The sequence below is a fragment of the Nostoc sp. genome (assembly GCF_036917675.1).
Classification (GTDB): Bacteria; Cyanobacteriota; Cyanobacteriia; order Cyanobacteriales; family Nostocaceae; genus Nostoc.
The window spans coordinates 16,955-36,236 of sequence record NZ_JBALCT010000014.1 but is presented as its reverse complement, the minus strand read 5'-3'; the positions used below and the strand labels follow the sequence as shown (position 1 = coordinate 36,236).

Below are 19,282 nucleotides of genomic sequence, written 5' to 3'. Positions count from 1 at the left end.
GGTCACAGGTTGAAAGTACTTCAATGAGACGGGGAAGACTTAGACGATTTATACCGTCGTATGAGCGAAGCTGTGAATACTCCTGGAGCGATCGCTATCATCAATAAACGCCCGATGTGTCCTGGTATTGAAGGTTTAGAAGGCTCCGGTTCTTGGCTGCTAGAGCGCGGGTTGACTCCCAAATATGCCCATCTTGGAACTCATAAAGAAGGTTGCGGTGGTTTATGGGAACAGTACCCATATCAAGGTATCGATCCGGTGAGCATCATTAAGAAGGTGAAGGAGTTACTTGGAGGAAGGTAATATCATTTTGCTTTCATCAAGCTACATATAGCGGTTCTCAGTTGAGTGAAGTATAAGAACCCCACCCCCAACCCCCTCCCCGCTCTTCGAGAGGGGGCTATGATGTACTTTATGTCATTAGGAAACGCTATATATAGCGGTTCTCAGTTGAGTCGAATACAGACTTCAATACAGTTCAGTTAAGCATTTCTTCGTTCTCTTCCTTTAGTCTGTTGACCTGCAATGCCAATGCATCGACTGACAATGGCATTGCATCGACTAACAATGGCATTGCATCGACTGACAATGCTATTGCATCGACTGACAATGCCATTGCATGAGAATGAGGAAAGCTTAATCAAGCTAAGTTTTTAGGACTTGTGTGTACACCGCAGCCTTTTAGGAGAGAGGTCAGAGTGTATTGCATCCAAACCATAAGCGCTATATAGCTAGAGGCAGAACACTATTAGGGTATGGCGCATAGCGGATGGGGCATTGATTCAATTTTCCATGCCCAATCCACAATGCCCCATGCCCTATTTGAATTTGGTTTTGGGTAAAGGTTGACCAAACTCGATCACCTGGGGATCGGGAACATTGGGGACTGTTGGAACTGGAAAGTCAGACTTAACGAAAGGAGGAACGCTATTCAAATTGCCTGATTGATTTGGGAAAGTAGCAGGGGGAAGAGTTGAATCAATTTGTTGAGAGGGTGTATTCGGAGTTAGGGGAGGTACAGTGACAAAAGGCTGCCCTGAGTTATTAGTAATTGTTGAAGGCAGATCATTTGATGGAGGCGGAACTGTGAGTAAGGGCGGTTGTGGATTAGTAGTGGTTACGGGTAGGTTACTAGGTAGCTGTGATTTATACGGTGTTTGAGGCTGTTTCTTAAGTGAAGGTGGGGAATTTCCTGGTTTAACGGCAGTAGTTTTACCAGAAATAATCGGACGTAAAACCCAGCGAGTAGAGTTTTTTCGGGAAACGGGTTGCAGTTGTACCTGTTTGGGATTAAAAACAGTCCCTGGTGCTAAATCTAGGACAATACGTGTGTCGTTAGCATTCAGTTGAGAAACACGAATGCTTTTGATTGCTCCAGAATAATTTTGTTGCGTGGTAACTTTGCCCAACTTAGTATTCGGTATATCTACCACCAGACGAGGGGGTTGGGCTAGGTAGAAATAACGGGGGGTTGTGCCTGCTGAGAGGGTGATTTCGAGTTGCTGTGTTTTGGGGGAAAAACGCCAATTATCTAGCTTTGCCACTGGTGTAGCAGCAGTAGTGCAAGTTTCGAGGGCGATCGCTGCACAAAAGCCGAATATACTGATGCTAAATAGTTGCTTGCGCCTTTGGCAAAATTGCCTAGTCTTTAGTCTCTGATTCATTCTTTTTATCGGCTCCATAAAACCCATACAATGGTGAACATTGCTGTTTAGTTGGCGCTTTCAATTGCTATCCCCACTCCCCAAATCAATGATTGTTGGACTTCTGAGATTTTTCGGGAACTTTTTCTGGCACAGCCGTAAATTTTAGAGTTTGGGGAATGCCAATAACGGTTAATTGCCCTGTCATACTACCTTTGTCCACAAGTTGCATTTGAATTGTGACTGAGTTTAGAGGATCATTTTGGGGGCGAGGAATATTACAAAGGATTGATCTGCCAACTTTTCCAGATAAATTTAATTGTTGATTTCTCAAGATGCCTGTGAGCGAGTGCTTTTCGTCAATATCGGCGTTAGCCATCGCTGGTAATACAGAGGCATTTAAGTAAATACCCGATTGCTCAATGTTTAAAGTCAGGGTATCTGATTTTTCACAATTCGGCAAATTCTCCGCTAGGGTTAGACGATACCGCCCATTAAGTGGAGGAGGAGCCTTGAGATGGTTTTCCCCATAAACGCTGACAGTTTTAAACAACACTAGCACTGAAATTATTGCTACTCCGTAAAAAGCCAAAGATTTGAAGTTGAAATGATTCATAATCTCAATTCCTCAATGTTGGCTCTTGACTACTAACCTCAGGAAGCATAGAGGCAAGGTGGGCGGTGACTTGACTGTAGCGGCGGGTAATCAGCAGGGAAGAACGACATTGGATGGCCAGTTGATCTGTATATCTTCCCAAGGTTTGGCGCTCGATACCCCAAGCGCGGCTGGTACCAGCAATTGTTAAATCAACACCTTCTGAGGCTTTAATTACGGCTTGGATTGGTTCTGGGGCTTCGACAATTTTGATTTCAATGCGATCGCGTACACTCGTGGGTAATTGCTCCATCATCGTGTGTAGTTCGTAATTCAATTCTTCCTTGGTATGATTTGCTACTATCTGCAATAGCTGCAACATACAAGTCTCACGATTGATTAACAGTCTCAAAGCTAGTATTAGTGCTAAATCATCATGGATATTTGCAGAATAAGGTACTAATAAACTCTCTAATCGTTCTTGGCCTTTATCTACAAACACTGCTACATCCACTGGTACAGTGGTAAGCATTTGTCCGACTCGTCCACCTAAACGATTACTACTAAAAGCTGGCCGATGCCAGCCCACGAGAATTAAATCAGCTTGTTCTGATGTGGCAATCTGTGCTGTTTCGCGGGCAACATTACTGGATATGCGAACGATAGGATGCACACAAGAACGAGTTTCTGGCGGTTCGAGAGTATTAATCAATTCTTGTAGTTGGTGGCGGCGCTGGGCGATTAATCTGTCTGCTTCAACTGGGGTACTTTCAAAGGCATAATCTTCTTCAAATTCAATCAGGCTGAGGGGGTTAACAATGGCAGGATATCGGTAATTGAGAGCGACACCAACGGCGGGCTGCGCCAACGCTACTGCTAGCTGTACTAAACCTTTTTGCGTAGTTGGATTAGCCACTGGCACCAAAATTCGGAAAGGATGAGGGGAAGCTTCACTTCCAGTAGAGATGCCTATACCTGTTTCTCCTTCCGATTCCGGTTCCACCATATCTAACCTGATCAGCTTCTTCGGATATGTCCATTCCAGCAGTGGCGAGGTCATGAATGTAGTTACCAATGCCATAATTACCAGCATGGTAAATATTAAGGGCGAAATTACCCCTAACTCTAGACCAATGTTTAGCACAATCAGTTCGGTTAAGCCGCGAGTATTCATTAACCAACCGAGTGCCGAAGCTTCCCGTTTATTAATGCCACTAACACGCGCTGCGACATAGGTGCCAACATATTTACCTGCGATCGCCACTCCTAAAATCAACGCACACAAAAGCCACAATTCTGGACGGTTGAGTAAGCCAATCTGCGTCTTTAAACCACTGTAGGCAAAAAATATTGGCAGCAAGAATATCAAAACAAAATCTTCGGTTTTTACTGCCAATTCCCGCACTAAATCTTCATTTTTGGGCATGGCTGCTCCCAATAAAAATGCCCCAAAAATTAAGTGAATACCAATTAGTTCGGTGATTAGTGCTGATGCAACCACGCCCATATAAATCCCAGCTAGCAGCAATTGGCTGAGGCGTCCCGCACGGAGGTAGTGTTTGGCAAGGCGTTGGAGGAACCAACGTCCCGCCGTCAACATCAAGCCGATGTAAACTATACTGGCGATAATTGTGGGTATGGCACCCGCAAAGTCACCAGTTCGAGCTACAGCGATCGCTACTGCCAAGAGACACCAAGCTGTCACATCATCCACTGCTGCACAAGTTAACGCCAACGTTCCTAAACGCGTTCCTTGTAAATTGTTTTCAGTAATGATTCGCGCCAACACTGGAAAGGCAGTAATTGACATCGCCGCCCCCAAAAACAAGGCGAAGGCGGTGAAGGATACACTTGCATTGGAAACTAGGGGATAAAGTACCACCGCTAGCAATGTTCCTAAGGAAAACGGCACCAAAATGCTGACATGAGAAGTTAAAACTGCTACTTCTAATTGTCCGCTCAGGTATTTTGGATTTAGTTCTAGCCCAATCAGAAACATGAAAAATATTAGTCCCACCTGAGACAAAACATTTAGAAAAGGAAAAGTTTCTGGTGGAAACAAGCTAACTGCTAAATCGGGAGCAACTAAACCAAATAAAGATGGACCGAGCATAATCCCGGCGACAATCTCACCAATTACCAGAGGTTGCTTAATAGAACGGAATGCTAGCCCTACTAGCCGTGAAAGTCCAATAACAATCAGCACCTCAACCAGAACGAGAACAACTATGTGCATGGTTTCCTCACAATTAACTATCTGGTTTCTCTAAATGATTCTTTAAAAGACTGGAAAATGTCAAGCTTGTTAAATATACCCCAATACCTTTCGGTTAAGGGGTAAAAGGAAAGGGGAAAAGGGGAAATAAAAACCTTTAACCCAAACCCAGTAACCTTTTCCCAAAACCCAATTCCAAGTTAAAAATGCTTAACGGAACAGTATTGGAGGTTGTCCGAGAAAAATCGCAAATAGCACGTAGCAAATGCCACCACCAATTGCTAATATGGCGATACTCAGAGAATTTTTCACGCTAGCAAGCACGATCGATCGCCAGCAAACACCAAGCAACTGCATCATCTACCGATGCTGCACCTAAAGTCAAAGTACCGAAGCGGGTTTATGCAAGACCGCGTTCGTAAAGAATGCGAGCTAATATCGGAAAAGCCGTAATTGTCATCGACGCACCTAGATACAAAGCGGCTGACCAAGGTGTTACCTTTGGTTGCAAGAAATCGCCATTGTGATAAAACCAAAAAGATTAATTAAGTAGGTAGGCGTAATTAAATATAAGATCAAACCTCACCCTCAATCCCTCTGGGATGCTTTGGAGAGGGAAGCCGGAGGCAGGGTGAGGTTTTATATTTAATTTGACCCAGTTACTTATAGCCTTTCCTAATCACATGAGGTACATCATAGTCCCCTCATCGCTTGCTCTTAGGGGTTTGGGGGTGGGGTTCTTGTATCTCACAAGGGCCGATAACCGCTATATTGATTTTTGGCACTCCTACAGAGAATTGTGGCTCAAATAGATGAAAAAGGCTGTAATTAACTAGGTGAAAACAAATTGAATATTTCGATAATTTGAGGTTTTACAACCACTCGCCACCCCGAAAACGCCAACGGGGAAAGATAATTCGCATCAGGCTTTGTGAGCTAATAAAAACTGATAGCCACACGACGCTATAGTGCAAGAAAAAAGCTGCTGGCGAAAGTTCTTCTTTCGGTAAAGGTATTGGTAAGAAGCCAAACAGCTTAACTCCACAAAACACAAACACCAATTCCCATATACCAGCTAAGAGTTGATAAACTGCGGGCCAATCTCTATCCCATCGGGATTTTTGCAGATAGTCATAAAGCACATCCCAGCCTAAGCCAAAGATGGCAACATAACCAAGTATCCAAAAATAAACTGAGTTAGCACTAAAACCAATCCAACCAATTGCAAATGGCAAAGATACGAGTACGCCAATAGTTGCAAGTAATAATAATCGAGTTTGCCAACGACCAAATAAAGTTGGTGTCATAGGAGTTAGGAGAGACGCGATTAATCGCGTCTGTACAGGAATTTGGAGTAGAGACGCGATTAATCGCGTCTGTACAGGAATTTGGAGTGCTGAGTAATGAAGAAGAGAGAAATTAGAGTTTTTATAAATGGATTTTGAAATGGATGTTACACCTAACCTTAATTGATAATTCAGCAAGATTGTGGTGCTTTTGCGAGGATAGCAAATACGAGAATATCGACTAACCCCAAAGCACCAACACATCTATAGGATTACTATTTGATTTTTGAACAAAATTAGGTATTGTAGTAGCGTGTCAAGGCTAAATTGATGCAATAGAAAAATTTAGTTATCTTTCTAAAATCTCAAGATTTCCAAGATTTGTAATGCACTATTTTAGCCTTGCCACGCCACTACGTATCTTTTCATAAATCAAACCGGATTCCTAATATATTATTAGAATGGTTTAATGTGATAATCAAATTGAGAATGGTAAGCTGCATTCGTAAAGCCCACTGAATGTATCGCATCCCAATTGGTTGCATCCTCTAACAAAGCTTGATAACCTAGTGTATTGGGATGAAGTCCATCTTTACTCAAGCGTTTGAGCCGCCAACTTTCACCGCGTTCCATCCATTGTTCAAAAATATCCAAATAAGGAATCTGCCGTTTATTACAAGCAATTCGAGTTGCTTCTTTGTAGCGGTTCTGATCGGTATGATTATAGTAAAAACAATCTAAAAATGGCATTTTGGCTTCATCTACTGGCACCATGCCCACGAATAACACAGGACATAGTTGCTGTGCTAAATCTAAAAGAGTTGCAATTTCTTTTTCAAACAATGTAAAATCTGTATAACTTCGCCCATCGGGACGCGCCAACCGCGCTGAGTCATTCACGCCTACTGATAAAATAATCAAGTCGGGAACACGATTTCGCAGTTCACCCCGGTGGCGAAATTCAACTTCTAGCCTTTGTGCTACTTGTTGCGTGCGATCGCCTCTTACCCCTAAATTATAAAGAACATGACCGGGACTATCCGGCAACATCCACCATCGCCGTAGTTGCTCAATCCAGCCTCCTTTTTCCGGATCACCGAATCCATAAATTAAGCTGTCCCCCAGTGCGACAATCTTCATAGGCTGAAAGTGATTTGGTAGTACAGACACCTGCATTGAGGAAGAAGCTAGAAATGTGTGCATTTAACAACTATATTTTATATTTTTACAAGATTCTATACATTTCTATACCATAGATGGCTATCTTTAGTGTCCAAGCATCTATGGGGTTTCTACTTGTTGATATGGTTGCAAGGTTAATATTGCCGCAGTTGAGCTTCTGAGGGTGAATGTTGAGCTAATGACTCGGTAAATGTCACCGTCACCCCAATGGACAGCAGGTGATTTCCGTTTTTGCGTCTTGAGGAGATTAGCAAGGAAGTAATTTTATCTGCCAAAGATTTCGTTGACGCTAATATTTACGTCGGGGAAGGCTTGAATTGATAAAGTTTGACCGCTAGCGAACTTTTGCATCAGCTGATATCCTGCAGCTGTTGGTTGTTGATAAACTTCGACAATTTGCTCGTTAATATCTACTAACCAAACTTCAATTATCAGCAGCATTTACACAAAATGATTCCACCCGAACAACGGGCGGAACATCGCACAGATGTGATAAAACTCTCTCAAAAATTTTCCTAACCCTCTCCATTAACGGAGAGGGTTAAGCTTTTAAGAATGGAGCTAAGCGGATTCGAACCGCTGACCCCCTCAATGCCATTGAGGTGCGCTACCAACTGCGCTATAACCCCTTAAAATCCATTATACATAATGGCTTCATTATTAGTGTTTTGTCAAGCTTTTTATGGAAACTAAATTTGAAATTATCTCCTCTAGCACTCACCACTTTCTACGACACTTTCAACAAATAGGTCATACAGTGCCCCATCAAAAAGTAAACTACCAACATGGCGGCAGCAGCCAGAGCAACCAATGTACCAGCTAACATGAGAGAAAATTCTTTACTCTCATAGGCTTTTTCCATTAAGTGCAGCGACCACGCCACCAGGGCTACATCAAAAAGTAAAATAGGAATCAACATATTTTTTAATATTTATTAATACTTGTAAAATAATATTAACACCCTTTTAAGGAAGTGTGTCTAACCTAAGATGGATGTCATTGAGCAACAAATAAGGATTTAGGAGATCAGACGTACTGGCACGTTGCGATCGCGCAAATAATGTTTGATTTCTGCTACGCTTAATTGTCCGTAATGTAACAGAGACGCGAGTAATGCGGCTTCAGCTTTGCCTTCAGTTAGTGCTGTGTAGATATGTTCACAATTACCTGCACCACCTGAAGCAATAACTGGAATTTCTACAGCATCGGCAATTGCCCGTGTAATCTCAATGTCATATCCGGCTTGGGTTCCATCAGCATCCATACTTGTGACTAGCAGTTCACCGGCCCCCCGTTTTTCAACTTCTTGTGCCCAAAGTAGGGCATCTAAGCCTGTATTTTCCCTGCCACCCCGCACATACACATCCCAACCGGGATTTTTCGGGTTATTTCTGCGTCTAGCATCAATTGCAACAACTATGCACTGATTACCAAAGCGATCGCTAGCCCGATTAATCAAGTCTGGTTCCCGCACCGCCGCCGAATTAATACTAACCTTATCTGCGCCCGCTCGTAACAAAGCTTTAACATTTTCTAAGGATTGAATGCCACCACCCACAGTCAATGGAATAAAGACCTGTTCAGCAGTTCGGTAGACGACATCTAAAATAGTAGCTCGGTCTTCATGAGTAGCTGTAATATCCAGAAATACTAACTCATCAGCACCGGCTTCATTGTAAACCTTGGCCAGTTCTACCGGATCGCCTGCATCTTGGAGATTGACAAAGTTAACTCCTTTTACAACGCGTCCCGCCTTCACATCTAAGCACGGTAAGATTCTTTTAGATAACATAATAACTTTTGCACTTCTGGGTAATTGACCGGAATTTAAATTTTAAATTGAGGCGGGTATTCTCAAACGAAAATTTTCATGGGTATTATTCATGGGGCATTGGGCATTGGGCATTGGGCATTGGGCATTGGGCATGGGGGATGGGGCATGGGGCATTGGTTATTCTGTCTCCTCCTGTCTCCCCCCACTCATAATTACGAATTACGAATTACGAATTATTCTGTTCCCTTAAAAGTAGCTAGCTGAATTATGGCGATAATCTCCTCGAAAAAACAGCCTCCAGAACCCAATCGAGAACCAAAGCAGCGTCGAGAGTCTGCGAAAGCACCATCCACAGACAATATTTTGCAACCTGAAGCTGCTATTGATGAACAAGAACAACAAGAAGAAGGTATTCGTCCGCAGCGATTTGCGGATTATATTGGGCAAAAAGATTTAAAGGATGTGCTAGATATTGCCATCAAAGCAGCCAAGTCTCGTGGTGAGGTGCTAGATCACTTGCTGCTGTATGGGCCACCGGGATTGGGCAAAACCACAATGGCCATGATTTTAGCATCGGAAATGGGAGTAAATTACAAAATTACCAGTGCGCCAGCCCTAGAACGTCCACGAGATATTGTCGGGCTACTGGTGAACATGAAACCAGGGGATATCTTATTTGTGGATGAAATTCATCGCCTCTCGCGGATGACGGAGGAAATTCTCTATCCGGCAATGGAAGATTATCGCTTAGATATTACTATTGGTAAGGGTTCTGGCGCTCGCATCAGAAGTTTGCCATTGTCAAAGTTTACCCTAGTAGGGGCTACAACCCGTGTGGGTGCTTTAACTTCACCACTGCGCGATCGCTTCGGTTTGATTCAAAAACTCCGATTTTACGAAGTTGACGAACTGACTAAAATTGTACTGCGAACCGCTCAATTACTCAAAACCCCCGTTACAGAAGATGGTGCCACAGAAATTGCCCGTCGCTCACGCGGAACGCCACGTATTGCTAACAGGCTACTTAAACGAGTCCGTGATTATGCGGAAGTAAAATTATCTGGTGAGATTAATGAAAGCGTTGCATCCGAGGCATTGCAACTATTCCAAGTAGATCCTTGCGGTTTAGATTGGACAGATCGCCAGATGCTGAGTGTGATAATTGAGCAATTTAACGGTGGGCCAGTGGGGTTGGAAACAATGGCAGCAACGACGGGTGAAGATACCCAAACCATTGAAGAAGTGTACGAACCTTACCTCATGCAGATTGGGTATTTAACTAGAACTCATCGCGGGAGGATGGCGACTAAGGCAGCATACAAGCATTTGGGATTCACGCCGCCAAATGAACAGTTGTCGTTATTGTAATTATGGGCATTGGGCATTGGGCATTGGGCATTGGGAATAGGGGATGAGTGTTTAATACTCGTGAAGAAGTCTTTGATACTCGTGAAGAAGTCTTTGAACTCCGTTAATGAGTCTTTGACCTCCACTCACATGCTCCACTCACATGCCCCATGCCCCATGCCCAATGCCCCAATGTTCAAGATAGACACAGGTAAACCTAGATGATTAAGTTGATTGGTATTTTTCTCAGTTTGTTACTTGTGTTTGGCTGGAGTACGCCAGTCATGGCACAATCTCAACCGCCCATTACTCAAGAACAGTTAAAACAAGGTGATGAGTGGGCAAATCAAGCGTTTACAGCGACAAATCAAGGTGACTTTGCTACGGCTGAAACTTACTGGACAAAGATTATTGAGCAATTTCCTACAAATGCGGGGGCGTGGAGTAATCGGGGAAATTCGCGGGTGAGTCAGAATAAATTGCCAGAGGCGTTGAAAGATTATAACAAAGCCATAGAACTAGCGCCGAATGTCACCGATCCATATTTGAATCGGGGGGCGGCGTTGGAAGGTTTGAGAAAATGGTCAGATGCGATCGCAGATTATAATCATGTCTTAAAACTCGATCCTAATGATGCAATGGCGTATAATAATCGCGGCAATGCCACAGCCGGTTTAGGAAAATGGTCAGATGCGATCGCAGACTACAAAAAATCTAATGAGATAGCCCCAAATTTTGCCTTTGCCCGTGCCAATTATGCCCTTGCTCTGTATGAAACAGGTCAAAAAGAGCAAGCAATCCGTGAGATGCGGAATATTGTCCGTAAATATCCCAAGTTTGCTGATGTGCGTGCTGCCCTGACAGCCGCCTACTGGGTAAATGGAGAACAAGGTGAAGCCGAAAGTAACTGGGTAGCAGCTTATGGACTTGATAGCCGCTACAAGGATATCGACTGGGTAACAAATATCCGCCGTTGGCCGCCCAGCCTAGTTACAGCTTTGGATAAATTCTTGAAAATCAAGTAGAGGCATTAAATATGACTCATTTTGGTATTATCTGTCCTGGTGCAACAAATGGCCCCCTCAATACTATGCTTCCCTTGGGGCAGGAACTTCAACGGCGTGGACACCGTGTCACTCTCTTCGGAACACTCGATACTCAATCTAAAGCACTGGCAGCAGGAATAGAATTACAACCAATTGGTGAAAAAGATTTTCCTTCTGGCTCAACAGCAGAATTTTTTAGCAAGTTAGGACAGATGAGTGGATTGGCTGCATTTCGATACAGTATTCAATTACTGAAGCTTATTTCATCTGTGACACTCCAGGAGGCTCCAGCACCAATTAAAGCAGCAGGTGTAGAAGCTTTGCTAGTAAACCAAAGTTCACTAGAAGGAGGGACAATTGCAGAGTTTCTCAAAATCCCTTTCATCACTGTGTGTAGCGCTGTGGTACTGAATCGAGAACCTAGCATTCCTCCTTTTTTCACAACTTGGAAGTATAGCCCAGGTGGGTGGGCACGCTTACGCAACCAAATGGGTTACACATTAGTTAATAGCGTGGTCAAACCACTTGAAGATTTGATCAATGAATATCGTCGAGAGTGGAAATTACCCCTGTACTCTAATCTTAAAGATAGCTACTCTCCACTGGCTCAAATAAGTAATGCACCTGCTGAGTTTGAATTTCCCAGAGAAGAATTAGCTCCTTGGTTCCATTTCACTGGAAGTTTCCATACTTCCGCCAATCGAGTACCTGTTTCTTTCCCCTATGAAAAATTGACGGGTAAACCGTTAATTTACGCTTCGATGGGGACATTGCAAAATCGTCTGATTTGGGTCTTTCAGACTATTGCTTCAGCTTGTGAAGATTTGGATGTTCAATTAGTGATTTCTCTCGGAGGTTCTGCTAAACCAGAATCACTGCCAGACTTAGCAGGAAATCCTTTAGTAGTTGAGTATGCACCTCAATTACAAGTGCTGGAAAAAGCCACCCTGATGATTACTCATGCGGGAATGAATACAACAATGGAATGTGTCAAAAAAGGAGTGCCAATGGTGGCGATTCCAGTTGCCAATGACCAGCCAGGAGTAGCAGCGCGTATTGCTTGGACAGGGGCGGGTGAGCTTATCACCCTCAAGAAACTGAATGTTCCCAGGTTGCGAAATGCTGTAAGGCAAGTGTTGACAGAAGAATCTTATAAACAGAATGCGCTCAGGTTACAAGCAGCTACTCTCCGTGCTGGGGGGGTAAGTCGAGCCGCTGATATTATTGAGCAGGCCGTATCTACAGGCAAGCCTGTCTTGGCTTAAACACAATAATCAGAATCAAGTTGATGATGAACTCGGACTCGTTTTATCCGTTCAAATTTCCTGACCGGATTCTTTGAACATCCTTATAAAAGGCTGACTTTAACTCGTATCCGAGTAGCTGTTTTAGTTTAGGGCTAGCACGATCTATAACTTCTTGCTGCATATCATCCAATGGGTTTTTGAAGGGACGCACAAACTTAGGAGCATAGTTGCCCAGAATCGATACTCTTGGCTTTTGAGAGTAGTTGACAGATGTATCATGCCAGCAAAGACCGTGGGAGATTACTACTGAGCCAGCTTTTCCAGTTACTTTCTCAGCAATTTTTGAAAAGTGTGCTAAGTCAGGGAGACTGCAAAGCTTCTGACTACCTGGAGCGAAAACAGGGGCACCATTCTCCTGTGTGAAATCTTCAACCATCCAAATTACTTGAATTTCCATCACAGGATAAGCTGGAAAAGGTGGTTTCATTGTCCAATAGGGGTAGTCTACATGTACCCCCATATTTGTTGCACCAGCGTTAAGGATGTGAGCCGAGAAAGTGCCGAGAGTCATATTCTTTCCCCACAATGGTTTCAATGACTTCGATGACTGTTGGGTGCTGCACCATTAGCTCGAAGATTTTCCCCTTATACACTAAGCCGTATATTCGTTCTCTTTGGTCATCAAGCAATACTTTTCCTAGAAGCTTTTCTTTCTCAGCAATTTCGAGAACAAGCGATCGCGCTTCTTCGGCCTGTGCTGGACTTAATAATTCAGGAATTAAGACATAACCTTTTCCTTGAATAATTTCCTCTACCAAACTTACAACGTCTTTCATAGTAAATGCCTCTTTGGATATCACATTCTCAAAGTCTTTAAATTTAGTAATGCTAAGAGGTTGTTTTAAAAGTATTTTTGGTAACACCAAAGCCTCGGAAACCTAACCCCCCTAGCCCCCTTCTCTACGAGGGAATGGGGTTTCAAAGCCTCTCTCCCCCAGAGGGAGAGAGGTTATTCGGTAAACTTTACAACTTTTCAAACATCCTCTAAGTCCTGATTCAATCCCCTGACTAAAGTTAGGGGATTAAATCAGAAAATGTTTCTTTTCCTGGACAATCTTTATAGTTGCTTTCTTCAGACCAAATTCTTAAGTAATTCCTCATGTCCTTCGTTTTACTCAGCACTATTTCGGTGAACTCAAGCTAGTCTCACGGACTGGCTGATTTTGAGGACGCCTCCCCTTCACCACCATCTTCACACCACCTGCTGGACTAAATAGCAAAACCTTACGTACTGGTTGCACTGGTTTGCTATCAGCCAGTTCCATTTGCCAGTGAGATAACACTGTAGCCAACACCACTTTCATCTCAAACAAGGCAAATGCCATGCCAATACAGCGACGGTTCCCGCCACCAAAAGGTAAATACTCATAGGGAGAAAATTGTCGTTCCAGAAAACGCTCTGGCTTAAATTGCTTCGACTCAGGATATAAATCTTCTCGATGATGGGTCAAATAAATAGAGGGAGTTAGCAGAGTACCAGGCTCAAAGTTGTATTCCCCAATTTGTAGCGGTGATTTGACCACTCGATTTAGTGCCGATATCGCCACTGGATAAAGGCGTAGTGTTTCAGAACAAACAGCATTCAAATAAGGCGATCTGAAAATAGCGTTTGCATCCGGTTGTTCACCCAAGTTATCTAGTTCTTGCAAAAGTTTTTCACGTACCTGCGGCAGATGATGAATCCAGTACAGCGCCCATGATAAGGTAGTCGCAGTAGTTTCGTGACCCGCCACTAATAGGGTCATCAGTTCATCACGTAATTCCAAGTCTGTCATTGGCTCTCCCGCCTCATCACGAGCAGCCATCATCAAAGATAGAATATCAGTTCGAGATGAATCGGATTGTTCTTTGCGTTCCCCAATTTCAGCGTAGATAAGTTCGTTAATTTGCTGCCGTAAACGCAAGTATTTCCCCCAAGGACTCCATGCTCCTAAATCCTGTCGCATTGATGGGAAAAGAAGCAGAATTGTTCTTAACATCGGGATTTTGGGATTCAAGATTGCAATCAGGAGTTCGCTGAGTTTCTCGTAACGTGGCCCATCTTCTAGACCAAATACAGCCTTCAAAATCACTTTGAAAGAGATTGCTTGCATAGACGGCAGAACTGTAATGGTTTCTCCAACCTGCCACTGGCTACTCACTTGCTCAGTGATGTCGCGGATTAACTCACCATAAGCTAACATTCGTTCTCCATGTAAGGGTGGTGTCAACAGCTTTCGTTGTCGCTGATGAGGTTTTCCGTCCAGCACCAGTACTGATTGCCGTCCTAATAAAGGCGATCTTACACCTGCTGACTCACCAGAGTCTAACTGTTTTGGATCTGTAGTAAAAATCTGCTGAATCGCTTGAGGATTACTAATGAAAACTTGAGGAGCAACATTTTGTCCGAGATGAAGTGTGAAGATATCACCATAGCGTTTAGCACAGGCTTCGATGTATTCTAAGGGATTAGTCAGCCACTGATACATCTGTACCCAAGGGTGAGTTTCAGGGCCATTAGGCAGTTTAAGTGCAGACATTTTGATTAATCTCCCAATGATTAAAGCAAGATTGTTATTAGCTAGTTATTCATGCACGGGTAACTTGATTTATCTTAGAACACAGATCGGGCAGATCAACTCATCAATTTTTGAATCTGCCTTGGGGTCAATTCCTGGACATTATTCAAAACTATTGCTGCTCCTGCTTTCTGTAGTGTCTCACTGTAGGCATCACGCCGCGCTGCTGTTTCCTGGACATGGGGCGGTAAAACTCCAACACCAATCCATGTCCGGTCTGGATTCAAATCTCGCGCTTTTTCTACAGTAGACATATCTGCTACCGTATCTCCTACGTACACGATCGCTGATGTTTGCTCAATTCCATTTTCTAGTAAGCGAACTGTAGCAAAAAGTCCAGTGGGGTCAGGTTTCCCTGGTGCATCTTCCATCGCAATCAACACCGGAGATTGTAAGCCCAGGCGTTTTTCCAATACATAGTTAGCGGAAGCACGAGTTGCACCGCTAAAAAATCCCCAAGCAATCCCAGCTTGGGTAAGTTGTTCTAAATAGCTAGGTTGTAATAATAAAGGTTCATTACAGATATACCCAGTAAAATTATTTGGGTCTAGGCCGCGGTAACGCGATTGGAAAAAAGCCACGATCGCACTGTAATCTAGTTGCAGTTGTTCGCGGGTCTGTTCTTGGGTTTCAAAGTAGCGGTAAATTAATTCCTGTGATGCTTCCCAATCGTTATTCCACACACCTTCAGACTTGAGTTGGTCAATATCTAGTGGGGTTGGACGATATGCTTGGGTAGTAAAATATTCTACCGTATCTGCGATCGCCCGACGATAGGAACCGCTAACATCGCGCACAACGCCATCAATATCGAAAACAACAATCGCTTTTGCAGAAGTTTGTTGAGTCATGGAGTAGCAAGCAAAAGAGTTCTAAATCATCATAAAACGTGAGATCATGACTACGGTAAAAAATCGGGGTCGAGGGCTTGCTCTGGCGTGAAGGGAGATAATTCCGGGAAGGTAGCCAGATGCAATTCAGTTTGATCGGCAGCCAAGAGTCTCGCATCGTCATAACACAGCCCAAAAACCTCATAGAAATAGGGTTTGAGGCTAGGACTTTCTTCTAGAGCTTGTCTGAGGCGTTTACGATGCTCCCGAATTGTTGCTCGCCAACCACCAGAGCGCTTCTCGGCTTGATATTTATATTTCAATAGATGCATTAGCACCACTTCCAAATTGCTTCTTAGTGCTTTCTTTTCACTCCTACCCATTGTTTCAATTTCATCAATCAAATTCTCTAAATCCAGTTCTGTGAGCCGACCTTGTTTGAGCAGTTCTGCCGTGGTTTGAATCCACAGATAAAAGTCTTGCTCATACAAATCTGAACTAGATGTCGTTTGAGATTGGGGCAATTGGGCAGTCATAAGCATCTGTAGTTAGCGCCGACTACACCTTATGCTAGCCCATTCTCAATCACCGAAACGATGCTGGGTAAGATTCCCCACTCCCCACTCCCTACTCAGCACTCCTGAATGTTTGGTCATTTGATAGAGTATTGCGTTAAAATAAACGATCGCTATCCTAGTTAAGTAATGCCCGGAAATTCCCGGAGGTGTGATTGACCAAGTTTATTTTGAAAATTCTGTGGTTAGACGAAAACGTTGCTCTAGCAGTCGATCAAATTGTCGGCAAAGGCACCAGTCCTTTAACGAAGTACTTTTTCTGGCCCCGAAATGATGCCTGGGAAGAGTTAAAAAAGGAACTAGAGTCCAAACATTGGATTGCTGATCTTGATCGTGTCGAGTTGCTTAATAAAGCGACAGAAGTGATTAACTACTGGCAAGAAGAAGGCAGAAACCGTCCAATGGCAGAAGCTCAGTTGAAATTTCCAGAAGTTGCCTTCACAGGTAGCGCCTGATATTACCGAAAAATTGGGTATAAAGCCCCGTCCTTATAGGACGGCTTTTCTGGTATTGTGAAGAAGTGGAAAGGTAATCAACCACTTAAAAAACCTAGCTGCCGACTGGCATTGCACTGCACCTTGAAAACTGAATCTATGCGGTTCTACTGCATTTTTCTAGACTCCACCTCGCAGTAGGTAAAAGATTCAGAGGAGCTAGACAGACAGTTTTTTTGGAACGATATGTTTCAAATAAAAAAAGAATTTGGAGCAATCCAACTAGGGTAGGGCATACCCAAAGTCGCTTGGGGAGAGTCCCACCTCTTGGATAGACACTGCAAGGTATCTGTCTTAAGTGGTCTCGGTGAACCAAGAATCCTCGTGCATTTATGCCGAGGAGTGTCAAAATATTAGCTAGGTTCTACAAGCTGCCACAGTTTGATAGTCTTGTCCCTGCTGCCACTTGCAATTAATTGTGTAACTTTGCTCACAGCAACAGCAGATACTGAGTCTACATGACCAGAGAGAGTAACAATCTCTTCTGCTGTGCTTACCCTCCAAAGTTTAACTGTTTTGTCGCAACTTGCACTTAGGAGCGTTTTGCCATCGGCAGTAAAAGCCACAGCCACCACAGACCAAGAATGGCCTACAAGTGTGCAAATTAGCTGACCAGTGTTTACCTTCCACAATTTAATAGTGTTATCATCACTACCCGTCGCCAAAATTTGACCATCGGGACTAAAAGCGACTGTTAAAACCGCCCATGCATGACCCGAAAGGGTGGCTAACAAGCTATAGCATGGGCGGTTTTCAAATTCTTTCTGGAAACCTTCTAATGCAGGTATCTGCCACAGGCGAATTGTTCTGTCATAACTAGCGCTGGCTAAAAGCTGTCCTTGGGGACTAAATGCTACTGAATTTACCTGTAATTGGTGTCCAGTTATGGTGCAAATTTCTGTGCCACTATTTACATCCCAGAGTTTGATTGTCTTATCCCAACTACCACTAGCGAGAATCTGCCCATCAGGACTGAAAGCAACTGATTTTACAGCATGTGAGTGTCCCAATAAAGTGGAGATTTCCTCTAATGTCTCAATCTGCCACAATTTGATAGTTTTATCATCGCTAGCAGTTGCCAGAATTTGACCATCAGGACTGAAGGTGACTGATTTTACAGCTTGGGAATGTCCTGATAAGCTAGCTAGGGCTTTTTGGGTATTTAAATTCCACAATTTAACAATTTTGTCATCACTACCACTGGCTAAAGTGTAACCGTCAGGACTGATGGCAAGGGCGTTTAGACTACTCAATGTCCCAGAATGTCCAGTTAGGGTATGCAAGCATCGCCAAGGAGGATTTGGTAATTTAAAATTTTGAGTCTTACATTCCATACCCATTGCTTGCATAACTGCATCAGCTGATTGAAAACGGCGGTTAACAGCATTTTGTAGCAGCTTGTCGAGGATTTGCGCCAAGCGATCGCTTATCCTACTAGTAAGATAATCTCGCCAAACCCAACAATCGTTAGCAACATCAAATAAATCAAAGGGAGGAATCTGAGTAAGTAAGTAAATGCAAGTTACACCTAAGCTATATAAGTCACTAGCAAAAACCGCTTTTCCCCTCGCTTGTTCGGGTGCAGCGTATTCTGGACTGCCGATACTGGTTTCAGATGTTAGCCGATCAATTTCTGTAACGATTTTCACAGTGCTAAAATCGACTATGACTAAATCCCCCTTCTTGGTAATTGGGGATCTACGGATGATATTCTGGGGTTTAATATCGCGGTGGATGACGTTGCGATCGCTAATAAACTGAAAGACTGGCAACAAATCTTCTAACAGTTGCCAAATCTGAGTTTCATTAAAAGTGCCTTCCTCTTCAATCACCTGAGCTAAATTAGTGCCTGCAATAAACTCCTGCACTAAATAAAAATGCCCGTTCTGCTGGAAATAAGCCAACAAAGTGGGAATTTGCGGATGCTTTCCTAATTCTTCTAACTGTTGCCTCTTTTGATCAAAAGTAATAGAAGTTTCGGATTCAAGCGAGAATTCTTGAACTACACAAGGAATTGGAGGAAACTGACCCTCATCGACGGCGAAGAAGGTTCTACAGAATCCCCCTTGATCAATCTGCTTGAGTAAACGATAACGTTCTTGTAAAAGCAAAATTTTTTGCCTACAGCGCATCCACAATAAAATGTAACTGTTTTTTATTTAAAGAAAGAAACAAGGCTCAAATTAAGTGGTTCTTAAGTGAGGAAAACTTAAAAAAAGTATGCTTACCTCACAGAGATTACACCTCTTGCAAAAGTCCCAAACACCCCAGTATTAATCCCCTCATCGCTTGCGGGGAGGGGAGACAAAGCGCAGCTTTGGCGGGGTGGGGTTCTTATTTTTGATTTATACAATATAGTCTATTATTATATATCAAAAAACTATAGCTCAGATACAATCGCTAGGATGAATCTCTTATTTAGACCTTTGA

The 19,282-nt window shown here is 43.3% G+C and carries 21 protein-coding genes, 1 tRNA gene and 2 pseudogenes; 6 read left to right on the top strand and 18 right to left on the bottom strand.

Features of this window, described 5'->3' with window-relative positions; all coding sequences use genetic code 11:
- Window positions 1–60: 60 nt before the first annotated feature.
- Together V7K31_RS31780 and V7K31_RS03825 are read left to right on the top strand one after the other, a co-directional pair.
- The gene (locus tag V7K31_RS31780) at window positions 61–303 is read left to right on the top strand and encodes a hypothetical protein (RefSeq protein ID WP_442941214.1); all 243 of its coding nucleotides are present in this window, start codon (window positions 61–63) and stop codon (window positions 301–303) included.
- Between the two features lie 222 nt (window positions 304–525).
- Window positions 526–657, top strand: coding sequence for a hypothetical protein (locus V7K31_RS03825; protein WP_335092723.1), 132 nt, complete (start codon window positions 526–528; stop codon window positions 655–657).
- Between the two features lie 161 nt (window positions 658–818).
- Here the strand turns inward: V7K31_RS03825 and V7K31_RS03820 are convergent, their stop codons facing one another.
- The 12 genes and pseudogenes from V7K31_RS03820 to hisF all read right to left on the bottom strand — a co-directional run bounded on the left by V7K31_RS03820 (window position 819) and on the right by hisF (window position 8,713).
- Window positions 819–1,664 (bottom strand): AMIN domain-containing protein, encoded by an 846-nt coding sequence (locus V7K31_RS03820; protein ID WP_335092722.1) that lies wholly within the window; start codon window positions 1,662–1,664, stop codon window positions 819–821.
- Between the two features lie 85 nt (window positions 1,665–1,749).
- Window positions 1,750–2,259 carry a hypothetical protein gene (locus V7K31_RS03815; RefSeq protein ID WP_335092721.1) on the bottom strand — a complete coding sequence of 170 codons (510 nt, stop codon included), beginning with the start codon at window positions 2,257–2,259 and terminating at the stop codon, window positions 1,750–1,752.
- A gap of 4 nt (window positions 2,260–2,263) precedes the next feature.
- Window positions 2,264–4,474, bottom strand: coding sequence for a cation:proton antiporter (locus V7K31_RS03810; RefSeq protein ID WP_335092720.1), 2,211 nt, complete (start codon window positions 4,472–4,474; stop codon window positions 2,264–2,266).
- Window positions 4,475–4,663: 189 nt separating this feature from the next.
- Window positions 4,664–4,813: a hypothetical protein gene (locus V7K31_RS03805; RefSeq protein WP_335092719.1), complete on the bottom strand. Its 150-nt coding sequence runs from the start codon at window positions 4,811–4,813 to the stop codon at window positions 4,664–4,666.
- A pseudogene (locus V7K31_RS31775) lies at window positions 4,782–4,934 on the bottom strand (cation:proton antiporter domain-containing protein); the annotation flags it as partial. The pseudogene V7K31_RS31775 and the gene V7K31_RS03805, both read right to left, overlap by 32 nt.
- 391 nt (window positions 4,935–5,325) lie before the next feature.
- A complete protein-coding gene (locus V7K31_RS03800) occupies window positions 5,326–5,760 on the bottom strand; it encodes a hypothetical protein (RefSeq protein ID WP_335092717.1) in 435 nt (144 codons plus the stop codon).
- A 435-nt stretch (window positions 5,761–6,195) separates the two neighbouring features.
- Complete coding sequence (locus V7K31_RS03795) at window positions 6,196–6,942, bottom strand: GDSL-type esterase/lipase family protein (RefSeq protein ID WP_335092716.1); 747 nt, start codon at window positions 6,940–6,942, stop codon at window positions 6,196–6,198.
- Window positions 6,943–7,055: 113 nt separating this feature from the next.
- Complete coding sequence (locus V7K31_RS03790; RefSeq protein WP_335092713.1) at window positions 7,056–7,196, bottom strand: hypothetical protein; 141 nt, start codon at window positions 7,194–7,196, stop codon at window positions 7,056–7,058.
- Window positions 7,186–7,353: pseudogene (locus V7K31_RS03785) on the bottom strand (Uma2 family endonuclease); the annotation flags it as partial. The gene V7K31_RS03790 and the pseudogene V7K31_RS03785, both read right to left, overlap by 11 nt.
- A 124-nt stretch (window positions 7,354–7,477) precedes the next feature.
- A tRNA-Ala gene (locus V7K31_RS03780) sits at window positions 7,478–7,550 on the bottom strand.
- A 98-nt stretch (window positions 7,551–7,648) separates the two neighbouring features.
- Window positions 7,649–7,840, bottom strand: coding sequence for a hypothetical protein (locus V7K31_RS03775; protein WP_335092712.1), 192 nt, complete (start codon window positions 7,838–7,840; stop codon window positions 7,649–7,651).
- 99 nt (window positions 7,841–7,939) lie between these two features.
- Window positions 7,940–8,713: an imidazole glycerol phosphate synthase subunit HisF gene (gene hisF / locus V7K31_RS03770; RefSeq protein ID WP_335092711.1), complete on the bottom strand. Its 774-nt coding sequence runs from the start codon at window positions 8,711–8,713 to the stop codon at window positions 7,940–7,942.
- 249 nt (window positions 8,714–8,962) lie between these two features.
- On the opposite strand from hisF, the gene ruvB reads away from it, so the two are divergent.
- The 3 genes from ruvB (at window position 8,963) to V7K31_RS03755 (ending at window position 12,353) form a co-directional block, all read left to right on the top strand.
- Entirely contained in the window at window positions 8,963–10,063 is a 1,101-nt protein-coding gene (gene ruvB / locus V7K31_RS03765) for a Holliday junction branch migration DNA helicase RuvB (RefSeq protein WP_335092710.1), read from the top strand.
- 200 nt (window positions 10,064–10,263) lie between these two features.
- Window positions 10,264–11,067 (top strand): tetratricopeptide repeat protein, encoded by an 804-nt coding sequence (locus V7K31_RS03760; RefSeq protein ID WP_335092709.1) that lies wholly within the window; start codon window positions 10,264–10,266, stop codon window positions 11,065–11,067.
- Window positions 11,068–11,078: 11 nt separating this feature from the next.
- Window positions 11,079–12,353, top strand: coding sequence for a glycosyltransferase (locus tag V7K31_RS03755; protein WP_335092708.1), 1,275 nt, complete (start codon window positions 11,079–11,081; stop codon window positions 12,351–12,353).
- A gap of 43 nt (window positions 12,354–12,396) precedes the next feature.
- On the opposite strand, the gene V7K31_RS03750 is transcribed toward V7K31_RS03755, so the two are convergent.
- From V7K31_RS03750 to V7K31_RS03730, 5 genes are all read right to left on the bottom strand, one after another.
- Window positions 12,397–12,906 (bottom strand): phytanoyl-CoA dioxygenase family protein, encoded by a 510-nt coding sequence (locus V7K31_RS03750; RefSeq protein ID WP_335092707.1) that lies wholly within the window; start codon window positions 12,904–12,906, stop codon window positions 12,397–12,399.
- Window positions 12,872–13,171, bottom strand: a complete 300-nt coding sequence (locus V7K31_RS03745; RefSeq protein ID WP_335092706.1) for a hypothetical protein — start codon at window positions 13,169–13,171, stop codon at window positions 12,872–12,874. The genes V7K31_RS03750 and V7K31_RS03745 overlap by 35 nt, the downstream gene beginning before the upstream one ends.
- A 345-nt stretch (window positions 13,172–13,516) precedes the next feature.
- Window positions 13,517–14,914 (bottom strand): cytochrome P450, encoded by a 1,398-nt coding sequence (locus V7K31_RS03740; RefSeq protein WP_335092705.1) that lies wholly within the window; start codon window positions 14,912–14,914, stop codon window positions 13,517–13,519.
- Between the two features lie 95 nt (window positions 14,915–15,009).
- Window positions 15,010–15,804, bottom strand: a complete 795-nt coding sequence (locus V7K31_RS03735; protein ID WP_335092704.1) for a TIGR01548 family HAD-type hydrolase — start codon at window positions 15,802–15,804, stop codon at window positions 15,010–15,012.
- Between the two features lie 50 nt (window positions 15,805–15,854).
- Window positions 15,855–16,319, bottom strand: coding sequence for a DUF29 domain-containing protein (locus V7K31_RS03730; RefSeq protein ID WP_335092702.1), 465 nt, complete (start codon window positions 16,317–16,319; stop codon window positions 15,855–15,857).
- Between the two features lie 194 nt (window positions 16,320–16,513).
- Here V7K31_RS03730 and V7K31_RS03725 point away from each other — a divergent pair, with 194 nt between their 5' ends.
- Window positions 16,514–16,813 carry a 30S ribosomal protein PSRP-3 gene (locus V7K31_RS03725; RefSeq protein WP_334787598.1) on the top strand — a complete coding sequence of 100 codons (300 nt, stop codon included), beginning with the start codon at window positions 16,514–16,516 and terminating at the stop codon, window positions 16,811–16,813.
- Window positions 16,814–17,205: 392 nt separating this feature from the next.
- Here V7K31_RS03725 and V7K31_RS03720 read toward each other — a convergent pair whose 3' ends face one another.
- The gene (locus V7K31_RS03720) at window positions 17,206–18,984 is read right to left on the bottom strand and encodes a serine/threonine-protein kinase (protein WP_335092701.1); all 1,779 of its coding nucleotides are present in this window, start codon (window positions 18,982–18,984) and stop codon (window positions 17,206–17,208) included.
- Window positions 18,985–19,282 lie beyond the last annotated feature (298 nt).